Origin of the sequence: Streptomyces sp. NPDC001027 (genome assembly GCF_040299045.1) — a bacterium.
Classification (GTDB): Bacteria; Actinomycetota; Actinomycetes; order Streptomycetales; family Streptomycetaceae; genus Streptomyces.
Genome location: NZ_JBEPBI010000212.1, coordinates 1 through 13,542, shown reverse-complemented (window position 1 = coordinate 13,542; position 13,542 = coordinate 1). Strand labels below are relative to the sequence as shown.

Genomic DNA, 13,542 nt, shown 5'->3' with positions numbered 1-13,542 from the left:
AGAACGCCTCCATCTCCGGGGCCGAGGTCGGCTGCCAGGGCGAGGTCGGATCCGCCTGCTCCATGGCTGCGGGCGGCCTCGCCGAGGTCATGGGCGGCAGCCCCGAACAGGTCGAGAACGCCGCTGAGATCGGCATGGAACACAACCTCGGCCTCACCTGCGACCCCGTCGGCGGCCTCGTCCAGATCCCCTGCATCGAACGCAACGGCATGGCGGCGGTGAAGGCCGTCACCGCCGCCCGGATGGCTCTGCGCGGCGACGGCCGCCACCACGTCTCCCTCGACAAGGTCATCAAGACCATGAAGGAGACCGGCGCCGACATGAAGGTCAAGTACAAGGAGACCGCCCGCGGCGGCCTGGCCGTCAACGTCATCGAGTGCTGAGCGCCGAAGAGCACCGGCCCGGGCGGCGACGACAGAAGGGGGAGTGAGGCCATGGGCCGGGTCACCGAACGACGGCGCGTGCTGCGGATCAGGGACGGGGCGTCGAACACCCGCCCCGACACGCTGGTCGCCGAGGAGCCGATGGAGATCCGCCTCGGCGGCAGGCCCCTGGCCGTCACCATGCGCACCCCCGGCGACGACTTCGCCCTCGCCGCCGGATTCCTGGTGAGCGAGGGCGTCGTGAGCCGGGCCGCGGACGTGGCGAACATCGTGTACTGCGCGGGCGCCACCGAGGACGGCCGGAACACCTACAACGTCGTCGACGTCCGCCTCGCGCCCGGTGTGCCGCTCCCCGACATCACCCTGGAGCGCAACGTGTACACCACCTCGTCGTGCGGCCTGTGCGGGAAGGCGAGCCTCGACGCCGTACGGACCACGGCGCACTGGCCCATCGCCGACGCACCCCCGGTCCGGGTCGCCCCCGGCCTGCTGGCCCTCCTGCCCGACCGGCTGCGCGCCGCACAACAGGTGTTCGACCGGACCGGCGGACTCCACGCGGCCGGACTGTTCTCGCCCGAGGGCGACCTGCTGGACCTGCGCGAGGACGTCGGCAGACACAACGCCGTCGACAAGGTGGTCGGCCGCGCGTTGCGGTCCGGTGCGCTCCCGCTGTCCCGCACCGTCCTGCTGGTCTCCGGACGGGCGTCCTTCGAACTGGCCCAGAAGGCCGTCATGGCGGGCATCCCCGTGCTCGCCTCCGTCTCCGCGCCCTCCTCGCTCGCCGTGGACCTGGCCGCGGAGACCGGACTCACCCTCGTCGGCTTCCTCCGCGGCGGTTCCATGAACGTGTACGCGGGCGAGCACCGCCTTGATCTGCGGGCGCGGCCTCAGCCGATGGCGTAGGCCCGGTACACGGTCTCGGTCGAGCGGTTCCCGGCGGAGTCGGTCACTCCGGTGCGCAGGGCGACGGCGCCGGAGGCCGGGTTGCGCACGGACGCCTCCCACGTTGATCCGGAGTGCCTGACGCTCGCCGCCGGGCGGCGTCGGTCACTTCTGCTTTCCGCGCCCGGTGAGCATGTCACGCAGGCGGTCGACCATGCCGGCGCCGGGCGCGAGGAGCTTGTTCGCGGGCGGGGTGTCCGGCGCCGCCGGGTGCGGGCGCGTGGGAGCGTGCCGCTTGGCCGAGCGCACCTTCTCGCCGAGTTTCTCCAGCGCGTCTGCGGAGCAGACGTCGGCCAGCATCGGGAAGAGCTGGTTCTCCTCGTCGCGGACATGAGCCGTGACGGAGTCCTTCAGCCCCATGAGCAGCGAGTCGAAACGCCCGTCCCCGGGCCGGAGCCCTTCGAGCTCCTTGAGCATGCGCTCGACCTCGGCGTGGTCGGCGAGCTCCTTGTCGGCGAGGTCGTCTCCCCCGTCGACGTACCGGCGCACCGTCGGGTACAGGTACTCCTCCTCCGCGACGGAGTGCCGGATCAGCTCCATGGTGAGCCGGTCCGCCAGTTCGCGTCGCTGCGGGTCGCCTTCGGGCAGCGCTTCGATCTGCGCGAAAAGCTCGTCCACCTCCCTGTGGTCCGCGGTCAGTTCCTGGATGACGTTGCCGCCGTGTCCCATGCCTTCTCCGTTCCTGGACGCTTCGGGGCCGCCGCGCGCCGGCTGCGTCCGGCCCTTCGCCGACTCGGCCGCCCAGCACCGATACCTGCCACGCGGGCAGGGGCGACCTCACGCCGGTCGGACACTTCACTCCGGCGGCGGACGGGTTGAGGCCCGCCACTAGGTGTATTGATCACGAGCGTTGTTGACACTGGCGGGTCTTGAACATGGCGAAGACCTCCGATGTGGTGGAGCTGTCTAGGAACGCACCGCACGGAGGTCTTCGTGTCTCACCGTAATGCCCGGCTGACCGTTCACGGCAGGCGACTGCTCGTCGAGCGTGTCCGCGATGGCCGCCCGGTCGCGCATGTCGCGGCCGAAATGGGCATCTCCCGCGCCACCGCCCACAAGTGGATCCGCCGCTGGCGGGCCGAGGGCGAACACGGGCTGCACGACCGCTCCAGCCGTCCCCGTACGACACCCCACCGCACGGCGGCAGCGATCGAGGCCGAGGTGTGCCGGCTGCGACAGGCGCGCAAGCTCGGCCCCGCCCGCCTCGGCCCGGTCCTGGGCCTGCCCGCCTCGACCGTGCACCGCATCCTCACCCGCCACGGCCTGAACCGACTCGCCTTCCTGGACCGACCCACCGGCCAGGTCATCCGCCGCTACGAACGCGACCGGCCCGGCGAACTCATCCACGTCGACGTCAAGAAACTCGGCCGGATCCCCGACGGCGGCGGCCACAAAGTCCTGGGCCGACAGGCAGGCCGGACCCGGCGAAGCAACGTCGGCTTCGACTACGTCCACTCCGCCGTCGACGACCACACCCGCCTCGCCTACAGCGAGATCCACCTGGACGAGAAGGCCGCCACCTGCGCAGCCTTCCTGCGCCGGGCCGCAGCCTTCTTCACCACCTGCGGCATCGACCGCGTCGAGCGGGTCCTGACCGACAACGCCTGGTCCTACCGCAAGAGCTCCGCCTGGCAGCAGGCCCTGGCCGACCTCGGCGCGGCCGGCAAGCTCACCCGCGCCTACCGGCCGCAGACCAACGGCAAGGTCGAACGCTTCAACCGCACCCTGCTCGACGAATGGGCCTACGTCCGCCCCTACACCAGCAACACCGACCGCACCGCGGCCCTGGCAGACTTCCTGCACACCTACAACCACCACCGCTGCCACACCGCACTCGAAGGCAAACCACCCGTCAGCCGTGTGAACAACGCTCCGGGTCAATACAACTAGGGCGTCCGGCGCAGCGGCCGCCTACGGGGGTCACTTGTCTCGTCCTGAGCGCTCCTGATCGGCTCGATCGGCTCTCCGTCCGCCGGGGCGAAGGTCACGAGGTGCGGCCGCGCCTGGCGGACAGGGCCTTCGCCGCGACGGCGACGCCGGCCGTCAGGGCCGAGGCGACGGCGGCGGGATGACGGGAGAGGGCCGAGGCGAAGGACCGGTTGTGCGCCGTTCGGTCGAAGACGCCGTGCGCACCGTGGTCGTCGCCTTCCTGCCGGTCGACGGGCTCGAAGAGGTTGCTCCTGTCGCTCGGCGGCCGCGCCCGGCTCTGTTGTGAGTCGAAGCCGGTGCGGGCCAGGTAGCGGTCGAGCACCGCGGGGGCCGGCCGGTTGGCCAGGATCGTCGCCACCGTGGTCGCACCGACGTAGTACTGCTTGCGGCGGGGATGGTCGGCGGCGTGCAGCACGCCCCGGGCGGCCACCTCCGGCTGGTAGAAGGGCGGCACGGGTTGCGGGTGCCGGTGCAGACGGGTGCGCACCCAGGAGAACTGCGGGGTGTTGACGGCGGGCATCTGCGCGACCGTGACGTGCACCTTGCTCCCATGGTGCAGCAGTTCGGTGCGCAGCGACGAGGTGAAGCCGTTGACGGCGTGCTTGGCCCCGCAGTAGGCGGACTGCAACGGGATGGCCCGCTCCCCGAGTGTGGAGCCCACCTGCACCACGGTCCCGTGGTCGCGGGGCAGCATCCGCTTCAGCGCGCTGCGGGTGCCGTTGACGAAGCCGAGACAGGTCACCTGGGTCACCCGGTCGTACTCCTCGGCGGTGCCCTCATGTGCCGTCCTGAGCGCCCGGCCGGTCCGCGCGGCCCCGGTGACCGGGCAGGAACTCCTGCACCTTGGCCTTGAAGCCCTGGCGGACCATGCCGTCGCGGTCGCTGTCGCCCTTGAGGACGGACAGCGCCGCGGCCTCGATCTGGTCGAGGGTGGCGTGCGGCGGGATGGGCGGCACGGCCGGATCGGTCACGAAGTCCAGCACGCAGGGTCGGTCGGCGGCCAGCGCCGCCTGCCAGGCGCCCACCACGTCGCCCGGCTTCTCGACCCGGATGCCCTCCAGGCCGAACAGCCTGGCCACGTCCGCGTAGGCGACGTCGGGGATCGACTGCGACGCCTCGAACTGCGGTGCGCCCTGCATGGCGCGCATCTCCCAGGTGACCTGGTTGAGGTCCCGGTTGTTCAGCACCGCCACGACGAGCCTGGGGTCCTCCCATTCCCGGTAGTACTTGGCGATCGTGATCAGCTCTGCCAGGCCGTTCATCTGCATCGCGCCGTCGCCCACGAGGGCGATGGCCGGACGGTCGCCGTGCGCGAACTTCGCGCCGATCGCGTAGGGCACGCCGGGCCCCATGGTGGCGAGGGTGCCGGACAGCGAGCCGCGCATCGCGCCGCGCAGCCGCAGATGCCGGGCGTACCAGTCGGCGGCCGAGCCGGAGTCGGCGGACAGGATCACGTTCTCCGGCAGCAGGTCGTCCAGCGCATGGACGACGTACTCGGGGTTGACCGGGTCGGCGTCGACGGCGGCGCGCCGCTGCATGACCTCCTGCCAGCGTGCGGCGCCCTTCTCCACCTTCTCGCGCCACTTGGCGTTCTTCGCCGCGTCGAGCAGCGGGAGCAGTCGCGTCAGCGTCTCGCGGGCGTCGCCGACGAGGTTGACCTCGAACGGGTAGCGCAGACCCACCATGTGCGGGTCGATGTCGATCTGCACGGCCCGCGCCTGCCCGAACTCCGGCAGGAACTGGGAGTAGGGGAAGGACGAGCCGATGACCAGCAGGGTGTCGCACTCCGTCATCAGCTCGTACGACGGCCGAGTGCCGAGCAGGCCGATGGAGCCGGTGACGTAGGGCAGGTCGTCGTCGAGGGCGTCCTTGCCCAGCAGCGCCTTGGCCACGCCCGCGCCGAGTCGGTCGGCGACGGCCATCACTTCCTGGCGGGCTCCGCGCGCGCCCTGCCCGACCAGGATCGCGACCTTCTCGCCGGCGTTCAGGACCTCGGCGGCCCGCGCGAGATCGGCGTCGGCGGGCACGGGCGCGTACTGCGACATGCCCATGCTGGAGGGCACCATCTTGAAGGCGTGGGCGGGCGGCGAGTAGTCCAGCTCCTGCACGTCCGCCGGGACGATCACGGCCGTCACCGACCGGCGTGCCCGGGCGGTGCGCATGGCCCGGTCCAGCACGTTGGGCAGCTGCTCGGGGACGGTGACCATCTCGCAGAAGTCGGAGGCGACGTCCTTGTACAGGCTGAGCAGGTCGACCTCCTGCTGGTAGGAGCCGCCCATGGCGCTGCGGTCGGTCTGTCCCACGATCGCGACGACGGGCACGTGGTCCAGCTTCGCGTCGTACAGCCCGTTCAGCAGGTGGATCGCGCCGGGCCCCGAGGTGGCCGCGCACACGCCGACCCTGCCGGAGAACTTGGCGTAGCCGACGGCTTCGAAGGCGGCCATCTCCTCGTGGCGGGCCTGGACGAAGCGCGGGTGGTCGTCGGCCCGCCCCCAGGCCGCGAGCAGACCGTTGATGCCGTCGCCCGGGTAGGCGAAGACGTGCTCCACCCCCCACTCGCGCAGACGCTCGAGGATGTGGTCGGAGACCTTCATGGACATGTTCCGGGACCTTTCGGGGTGCGTGCGAGGGATGACTGGGAGCGGCGAAGCGTTCGCAGGGCGGCGCTGTCCGCCGCCGCGCCGGCGGACAGCGATGACGGCGGCCGGCCGGGAGCTCCCTGTGCCGCCGCGGCTGCCGAGTACCCACCCGTGCGGTGGGCAAAGGCGCCTTCCCGGACGCCGGGGTCCGAGGCCGGGATCCCGGACAGGCGATGTGCGGGGCCGGCAGGGGGCGCGGGCTGCCGGACGAGCGTGATCGGGCGCCGGGAGCGGTGCCCTATTTTCTGTTATGCCAATTGACACTTCATCAAATTCCGGCCTAGGGTCCTGACATGGAGGAGCGCAGAGGACGCGGTCGGCCCCGTAAGAATCCGGAGCAGCTCGCGCGATGGACACCGCCCGAAGGCTGGTCCCGACTGGTCGCCTGGCTCTCGCCCGAGGAGAAGAAGGCGCTCAAGCGCGTTGCCGTCGAGGCCGAGGTCTCCGTCGCGGACCTGGTCCGCGCACTGGCGGGCGGCCTGGCGTCCGGCGCCATCACCCACGAGGAACTGATCGGCCACGTCTGGAAGGGCATGCAGGTCATGGAGAAGATCCCCACACTGTTCGAGCGGGACGGCGACTTCCGCGTCGTGGACCGGCCACGGCCCGACTGTGCATGGGTGTTCGACGGGGAGGGGACTCCGACGGAGAAGCTCGACGGAACCAACGTCCGCCTCACCGTCCGGGCCGGCCGTCTGGTGCGGGTGGAGAAGCGGCGCAACCCGAGCAAGCTGCAGAAGGCGCAGGGGATCAAGGACGGTTGGTACGTCGACACCGACGAGGGGGCCGCGGAGGACAAGTGGGTCCTCGCCGCCGCCCGCAACACCGATGTCACGTCATGGCCGGACGGAGAGCACTCCTGTGAGGCGCTCGGCCCCCGCATCCAGGGAAACCCCCTGCGGTTGGACGATCACCGGTGCGTGCCGTTCAATCTGGAAGCGCCGGTGTACCAGGCCGTACCGCGCGACTATGCCGGCCTGCGCGACTTCCTCGCCGAACTGGAGAGCTGCTTCGCTCCCGGCGCCCTGGCCGAGGGCATCGTCTTCCACCACCCGGACGGCCGCCGCGCCAAGATCAAGGGCAAGGACTTCCCAGGGCTGCCGCGGCCGGCCCGTCAGGGCCCGACGACGTTGATCGTGTGATTGATCGAGGTCGCCGGCACGAGGATTTTCTTCATGCCGAGCAGTCGGGAGTCGCTGCTGCTCGTGGTCCAGCACCAGTCGAATGCCTGGTCCGGAAGCCCGGTGGTGAAATCGCCGCCCCAGCTCAGAGTTCTGTCCTGGTTCTCCGCGAAGAAGAAGTACTTCGCCCCGTTCACCGGGCCCGAACGCACCTTCAGATCCGTGTGCGGAGTGACCATGAACCATCCGGTCTTCGACCACGGGTCGCCCTTCGACGCGCAGTCGCCGTCCGCATAGGCGTAGGCGAACCAGACGGTCTTGGACGTGCTGTTCTGGAAGTAGAGTCCCACGGTCATCCCTCCTGCGGCGTGGGGTCGTCACCGCGGGCGTCGTCGCCCGCGTAGTCGCCCTCCACCCCGGGCCGGTGGTCCTCACCGCTGGAGACCTCCGTGGTCCGATCCGTCGGGACCGCCTTGCCGGGGCGGTCCGGACCGCGTGATCGCCGGTGTGCGGCGGCTTCGTCCGCCGTCCAGGCCCGCGACAACCTCTCCGCCATACGCGACACCCTCCTCGGTCGAGGCTGCCTCGGGTCGGGCGTGTCGCCGGTCGGTGCCGTTTCACCAGGACCCGATCGCCCGCCGGGCTCGCCGCTCCATCAGAGTCGTGACTGAATCTCCCTCCTGTCCAAACTAGGTTCGACGCATCCTCGCCGCATCCGGGCGAACGATCAGGGGAGATCCGGCCACGGGAGCGTTAACGTGTCATGTCTATGACATTGGAGGGGTGATGGTGCACATGAACGGATCCGCCTACAGCGCTTCGACCCGTTGGGGCGTCGCACTGGGCGCGGCCCTCGTCTCGACGGTGCTCTGCATGCCGGCGACCGCGGCCGCCCCCGCGCAGGCCGCGAAGGGCCAGGGCGCGGCTGCCACCGCGGCCGCGCACGGCGGACGGGCTTGTCCCGTCGTGTACTTCGACCTGGGGGAAACCCTGGTGCACACCGCCGCCGACGGCAGCACCGCCTACCTGCCCGGGGCGGCCTCGTATCTGAGGATCCTGCGGGAACGCCACGTCAGGGTCGGCCTGATCACCAATGTGCCGCCCTCCTGGGGCACGACCGACGCCGAGCGCGCCGCCCGGCTCCGGACGGAGGTCGACACGACGTGGCGGGGTCGGGCGGCCTTCGCCTGGGCGGACTTCGGCGACCGGATCCGCACGCCGCGCACCGAAGCCGAACGCAAGCCGTCCCCGGTCCTGTGGCAGCGCGCCAAGGAGGACTCGGCCGGCTGCCGGGTCGTCTACCAGGCGGAGACGGCCCAGGAGGCGGCCGTGGCCTCCTCGCTGGGCTTCGTCTCGTACCAGGTCGGTCAGCCGCACCGGCCCGCGTTCCTGCCGGCGGGACTGATCGAACTCCTCGGCCGTCGGCACGCCTGATCGCGGTCGGTCGTCAGGGCGTCACCTCGTTCGCGGTCTCCGCGGGGCCCGGTCCCGTTCGAGTGCCTCCGCGCAACCGGCTGCGTCCCCTGCGTCCGCTCCGTCAAGAGCCTCGTCGACGGCTGCCGGCGACGCAGGGTCACCGGCTCCCGCGCCGCCGCCCGTCTGCGGCGGCGACGCTCCCTTGCCGTCACGGCCCGCACGGGCGACCACCCCGCTGCGCAGCAGCAGTTGGAAGCCCCCCAGCAGCACCGCCGTGGCCAGCGCGCTGTGCCACAGCAGGGCGTCCAGATGCCCGGCGGACAGGTACGCGCCCGCGGCGACCGCGGCCAGGGCGCACACCGCGCGGTCCACGATGCTCTCGACCGACAGCAGAGTGGCCCGCGGCGCGTGCGCGGGGACCGCGTCGTTGACCAGTTTGCGCTGGACCGGGAACGCGAACCCGGTGGCGGCAGCGAAGAGACAGAGCAGCACGACGACGGTCCACGGGCCGCCGAGAGTCATGACCGCCAGGGTGACCGCCAGCGCAAGGCTGAGGACGGACACCCAGGCGACCGGCGGCAGTCTGCGGCTGAGCCATCGGGGCCGCGCGGACGCCACGGCCTCCGCCACGGTCATCGCGGCCAGCACCCCGCCGTGCGAGGCCTCGCCGATGCCGTGGTCCAGCAGGATCGGCTGGAAGAGGTTGACCTGGCAGATGCGCGACAGCGTGAAGACCGCCACGCCCTGCACCATCACCAGGGCCAGCCACGGCGATGAGGCGACGCAGCGCAGTGCGGTCCCCGCGTCCCGCAGGAAAGCGCCGCCCCGCCGCCCGCCGCCGTCCCTGCCCTCGTCCGCTTCGGACGTCGCTCCGGCTTCGGCTCCGCCGAGGCGGGGCAGCAGCGCGGCGCAGACGAGGGAACCCGCCGCGCTCGCGGCGCTGAGCACGTACGGGGCCGGGTGCGCGAGGGCCATCAGCGGCCCGACCAGCGGCCAGCACACCACCTTCGCCGCCAGCCCCAGTGCCCGCGCGGCGCCCTCCGCCCGCAGGTAGTGCTCGTCGCACCGCTCCGCCCGCAGCCCGTCGTACAGGTAGGCGCTCGCCGCGCCCGATGTGAGCGACCGGCCGGCGGCGATGGCCAGGAAGTGAACGAGGAACCCGGTATAGGAGGCGCTGACCACCGGCGCCAGGTTCGCGGCGGTCATGACCACCGCGCCGGCCCGCAGGCAGTTGCGGGCGCCGATCCGGTCGGCGATCAGCCCCGTCGGGATCTCCAGCAGGCAGAAGGCCACGTAGTAGATGCTCTGAATGCCGAAGATCTGTGCGTCCGAGAGACCCGCCGCCCGCTGGTAGGCGTAGAACACCGGCATCCACCACAGCAGGTTGAACAGCAGCTGGAAGCCGTAGTTGAGCCGGATGATCCGGCGGGCGGTGTCGGTCAGGCCCGTGGCCGCCGCGGCGCCGGGGCGGCGCGGCCCGTCCGTACGCGCCCTCACAGCGCGTAGGGGCGGATCTGGACCAGCCGGAAATCGCCCCGCTCGGTCATCAGCCACTCGATGTCAAGAGGCTGGTCCACGTCGGCCCTGCTGAAGTGCGACTGCAGCAGGCGCCCGGTCAGGGACAGGTCGGCGAGCCGGTCGCGGACGGCGGCGGACAGCCCCCGTTCCCACGAACCCAGCGCGACGGTACGGCCGCCGCCCTCCACGGTGTTGTACAGGTACTGCTGCGGCAGCACCGTCCCGTCGACCACCTGCTCGGGAGAGCCCGGCGAACAGTTGAGGTAGACGTTGCGGAAGTCCTCCCGGCGGGTGGGGTTGCAGGTCACGAGGACGCCGCCCAGGGAGGCGGGCACGTACTCCTGGACGATCACACCCATGTAGGTGTCGTCGAGGGGAATGCCGACCTGGTGGCGCAGCCGCACACTGCGGGGCGACACGAGGGAGGCCCACACCTGGCGCAGGGCGTCGAGGAGTTCACCCGTGCCGTGGACGGTGGTGACGGAGTCGTAGACGCCTGCCGCGGAGAACCCGGGGAGGTCCTCGGCGTTGGAGGAGGAGCGCACTACCAGCCGGCCCCGCGAGGCCGTCGCGGCCGGGAAGGCCTGGTCTATCCGGCAGGTGACGGACTCGGGGACGGGGGTGTGCCGGATCAGGTGCTGCAGGTGCAGGCACAGCGAGTCCAGGACGTCGGTGGCGTCGAGTTCGAGCGCCATCTTCAGTTTGCCGATGCCCTGCTGGAGCGCGGGGGAGGAGGCGAGGAAGCGTTGCTGCAGCGCGAAGGGAAGCGCGACGCCCTCCGGGGCGCCGACCGCTTCGGCGACGAACTCGGCTGCCCTGGCGCGGAGTCGATCCTCAGTGAAGGCGGTGAGGCCGAGGCGGGCGGCGAGATGGCCGTAGAGGTCCTCGCGCGGCGGACGGGGCCGTCCGTAGAAGGAGGTCAGGTCCACCGTGCGGCTGTCGAGAACGTGGTGCAGCTCGCCGAGGTTGGCCGCCTTCGTGCCGTAGCGGCCGCGGTCGGCGCTGCGCAGCCGGTGCAGGGACAGCACGGGGGCGTCCTCGAGCAGGGGCGGTTCGAGGCGTATGCGCTGCTGGTGCCAGGCCGGCGCCCGCAGGTCGGGTTCGTGGTCGAGCCGCTGCAGGGAGATGTCGTCCTCGTCGACCCGGTAGCGCACCCAGGCGTCCTCGAGGCCGCCCTCGTCGACGAGTTGCTCCAGGTCCCGGACGATCGCGTTGGGGATGCCCCATCCGGAGGCGAGGACGTTGGTGTGCGAGAGCGGGGTGATCGGCGCCGTGTTGATGAAGCCGGCGACGCGCGGCACGTCGTCCGGCAGGCAGGGCATGGCCACGATGTCCGCCCAGCCCAGGCCGGCCTCCGCCGCCGTGTACTCCTCGGCCGTCCGGAAGAACCGCAGCCGCCCGGTGGCCTCGCCGGGGTTCAACGGTGTGCGCTCCCGGGAGCCGAACAGCTCGTGGCTCAGGATGCGGGGCACGCGCCGTTCGCTGATCGCCGACAGCTCCTCCTCCTGCCGGTGGTTGGCGGGCTTGAGCAGCAGCGGCAGCCTGCTGTCGACCCGAGCCCGCACGAACTCGTAGAAGAATGCGAGCAGTTCACCGTGCATGGTGTCGGCCTCGGTCGTCTCCAGGACGAGGAAGGGCCGCTCTCCGCCCTGTTCCTGCTCGGCGGGCAGGGACTGCAGGGACAGCACGCCGAGCAGGAACCGGCGCTCGGGATCGGTGTAGACGGAGGCGTTGAAGGCGTCCAGCTCCGCGTCGAGCGCGGCCAGGTCCATCCCCAGCACGCGGGTGGCGACGTAGTCGACGTGGAAGGGGTGCGCGCCGGTGTCGAGCAGATGCCAGGTGTTCTCCGCGCGGTCGACGACGACCTTGAGGTAGGGGTGACCGGCCAGCACTCCCGACAGCGTCCGGAAGAGCGGCAGGGACAGGTTCTCCCCGACGACCGTACGGTCCGTGACGGGCTCGGCGGCGCCGGTGGACAGGCGGGTGCTCACGCGGTGACCTCCTCGGACTTCGCGACGGGCAGCACCCTGGGCATGGCGTCCACCAGGGTCTCGAAGTCCCGCAGCACCGTCCGCGGGTCGGCGGCGGAGAGCAGGCACAGGGCCGCCATGGTGTTGGCGCCCGCGGCGGGGTCGTACACCGGCACGACACCGCCGTCGGGCAGGGAGCTCTCCGCCACCACCGACAGCTCGCTGTCCGGGCTCAGCGGGACGTCCGAAGCGACCACGGGGAAGTCCCAGACCCTGCGGTCCTGCCAGGCCTCGCCGCTGCCGTCGACCGCGAGGACGACGAGGGAACCCGCCGCGCCCCGGGCCTGCGCCGGTGTCAGGGCCTGCTCGGGCCAGGCGACCGGGCGTCCCAGCAGGTGGTCGACGAGCATGCCCACCAGGTCGAGTCGGAAGACCTCCTCGATCTGCGGCACCGTCATCGCGCCGCCGAACCGGGCGGCGGTCTCGATGAGCCACATGCGGCCGTCGGGGCCGAGCTTGATCTCCGTGTGCGTCCCGCAGTCGCGCAGGCCCAGCGCGTCGACGGCGCGGCGCGCCAGGTCCACGACGCGGTCCTGCGCGTCCGGCGAGAGCAGGGCGGGGGTGATGCCGGCGCGCTCGGTGAAGGGCTCGACGGTAGGCATGCGTCCGCTGAGACAGACGGGGTGGAAGACGCCGTCCGCCACGACGCCCTCGACGCTGAGGTAGTCGCCCCAGCCGGGCTCGGCGAACCAGTCCGCCGCCTTGCCGCTGACGATCTCCTCGACCACGAAGTCGGCGTCCGCCTCCGCGACATGCAGCTCCGCGTATCCCAACCGGGCGGACTCCGCCATGACCTGGCGCGAGCGGGCCCAGGCGGCGGACGCCTCGACAGGGGAGGCGATGATCTGGTGGGCGGTGGATCCCGCGCTCCAGGCCGCCTTGAGCAGCAGGGGACAGGAGAGGGAGTTCACCGCCGCCTGCAGATCCGCCTCCGTGGCGACGGGCCGGAACGCGGGCTGCGGAAGGCCGCTGCGCTGCCAGGTGCTGCGCATCAGCCGTTTGTCGCGCGCGAGTGCCGCGGCGGCGCCCGCGCCCGGCAGGCCGAGCTTCTCGCAGGTCTCGGCGACGGCCACGACCGCGTACTCGGAGAAGGTGAGCACGGCGTCCGCGCCCACCTCCTGGGCTCGCGAGACGATCAGGGCGACCAGATCGCGGCGATCGGCGTCGCCCGGCGTAGTGACCGAGGCGCACAGACTGGCGGCGGAGTCCCCCACGGCGGGGGGAAGAGCGCTGAGCGCCAGCAGGTGCACGTCAGCCCTCGCAGCCGTCCGGGACAGGACATGGCCGAGCGGCGGACCACCCTTGGCATGCACCAACAGCACCGTGCTCACAGAACTCGTCTCCATTCACCTGGTCGGGAAGGACCGTCCTCGGTGCCTTCGGTGCGACGACGGGCCCGGGGATCGCGTGCGGGGAACGACGTCCGGCCCGTCCGGCGCGTCCGCCCCGCACTCCAGGGGACCAGGCTGTAACCGTCCATATCGCCCCGGCCGGCCCCCGGGGGGCCCGGGGGGGGGGGGGGAGGCCGGGGGGGGCCCCCGCGGGAGGGCCCCCCGCCCCCCCG

12 protein-coding genes and 1 pseudogene are annotated in these 13,542 nt (G+C 71.8%); 5 read left to right on the top strand and 8 right to left on the bottom strand.

The window, feature by feature from the left end:
* On the top strand, window positions 1-383 hold a 383-nt coding region (locus ABT300_RS34395), incomplete at its 5' end, for an L-serine ammonia-lyase, iron-sulfur-dependent, subunit alpha (protein WP_351684271.1).
* Between the two features lie 51 nt (window positions 384-434).
* Window positions 435-1,286 (top strand): formate dehydrogenase accessory sulfurtransferase FdhD, encoded by an 852-nt coding sequence (gene fdhD / locus ABT300_RS34390; protein WP_351684268.1) that lies wholly within the window; start codon window positions 435-437, stop codon window positions 1,284-1,286.
* A 144-nt stretch (window positions 1,287-1,430) separates the two neighbouring features.
* Here the strand turns inward: fdhD and ABT300_RS34385 are convergent, their stop codons facing one another.
* A complete protein-coding gene (locus ABT300_RS34385; RefSeq protein ID WP_351684265.1) occupies window positions 1,431-1,994 on the bottom strand; it encodes a hemerythrin domain-containing protein in 564 nt (187 codons plus the stop codon).
* A gap of 264 nt (window positions 1,995-2,258) precedes the next feature.
* On the opposite strand from ABT300_RS34385, the gene ABT300_RS34380 reads away from it, so the two are divergent.
* On the top strand, window positions 2,259-3,215 hold the full coding sequence (locus tag ABT300_RS34380; RefSeq protein WP_351684262.1) for an IS481 family transposase: 957 nt from the start codon (window positions 2,259-2,261) through the stop codon (window positions 3,213-3,215).
* Window positions 3,216-3,309: 94 nt separating this feature from the next.
* Here the strand turns inward: ABT300_RS34380 and ABT300_RS34375 are convergent.
* Window positions 3,310-4,026: pseudogene (locus ABT300_RS34375) on the bottom strand (SDR family oxidoreductase); the annotation flags it as partial.
* Between the two features lie 4 nt (window positions 4,027-4,030).
* The gene (locus ABT300_RS34370; protein ID WP_351684259.1) at window positions 4,031-5,854 is read right to left on the bottom strand and encodes a thiamine pyrophosphate-requiring protein; all 1,824 of its coding nucleotides are present in this window, start codon (window positions 5,852-5,854) and stop codon (window positions 4,031-4,033) included.
* 332 nt (window positions 5,855-6,186) lie between these two features.
* On the opposite strand from ABT300_RS34370, the gene ABT300_RS34365 reads away from it, so the two are divergent.
* On the top strand, window positions 6,187-7,035 hold the full coding sequence (locus tag ABT300_RS34365; RefSeq protein ID WP_351684256.1) for a hypothetical protein: 849 nt from the start codon (window positions 6,187-6,189) through the stop codon (window positions 7,033-7,035).
* On the opposite strand, the gene ABT300_RS34360 is transcribed toward ABT300_RS34365, so the two are convergent.
* Complete coding sequence (locus ABT300_RS34360) at window positions 7,008-7,370, bottom strand: DUF1036 domain-containing protein (protein ID WP_351684253.1); 363 nt, start codon at window positions 7,368-7,370, stop codon at window positions 7,008-7,010. The two genes, ABT300_RS34365 and ABT300_RS34360, sit on opposite strands and share 28 nt — an antisense overlap.
* Window positions 7,367-7,570: a hypothetical protein gene (locus tag ABT300_RS34355; protein ID WP_351684250.1), complete on the bottom strand. Its 204-nt coding sequence runs from the start codon at window positions 7,568-7,570 to the stop codon at window positions 7,367-7,369. Before ABT300_RS34355 ends, ABT300_RS34360 begins: the two co-directional genes overlap by 4 nt.
* Window positions 7,571-7,809: 239 nt before the next feature.
* On the opposite strand from ABT300_RS34355, the gene ABT300_RS34350 reads away from it, so the two are divergent.
* Window positions 7,810-8,448 (top strand): hypothetical protein, encoded by a 639-nt coding sequence (locus ABT300_RS34350; RefSeq protein ID WP_351684248.1) that lies wholly within the window; start codon window positions 7,810-7,812, stop codon window positions 8,446-8,448.
* A gap of 21 nt (window positions 8,449-8,469) precedes the next feature.
* On the opposite strand, the gene ABT300_RS34345 is transcribed toward ABT300_RS34350, so the two are convergent.
* The 3 genes from ABT300_RS34345 to ABT300_RS34335 are packed head-to-tail and all read right to left on the bottom strand — an operon-like array spanning window position 8,470 to window position 13,309.
* Window positions 8,470-9,927 carry an MFS transporter gene (locus ABT300_RS34345; protein WP_351684245.1) on the bottom strand — a complete coding sequence of 486 codons (1,458 nt, stop codon included), beginning with the start codon at window positions 9,925-9,927 and terminating at the stop codon, window positions 8,470-8,472.
* A complete protein-coding gene (locus tag ABT300_RS34340; protein ID WP_351684242.1) occupies window positions 9,924-11,939 on the bottom strand; it encodes a PEP/pyruvate-binding domain-containing protein in 2,016 nt (671 codons plus the stop codon). Before ABT300_RS34340 ends, ABT300_RS34345 begins: the two co-directional genes overlap by 4 nt.
* A complete protein-coding gene (locus ABT300_RS34335) occupies window positions 11,936-13,309 on the bottom strand; it encodes an ATP-grasp domain-containing protein (RefSeq protein WP_351684239.1) in 1,374 nt (457 codons plus the stop codon). The genes ABT300_RS34340 and ABT300_RS34335 overlap by 4 nt, the downstream gene beginning before the upstream one ends.
* Window positions 13,310-13,542 lie beyond the last annotated feature (233 nt).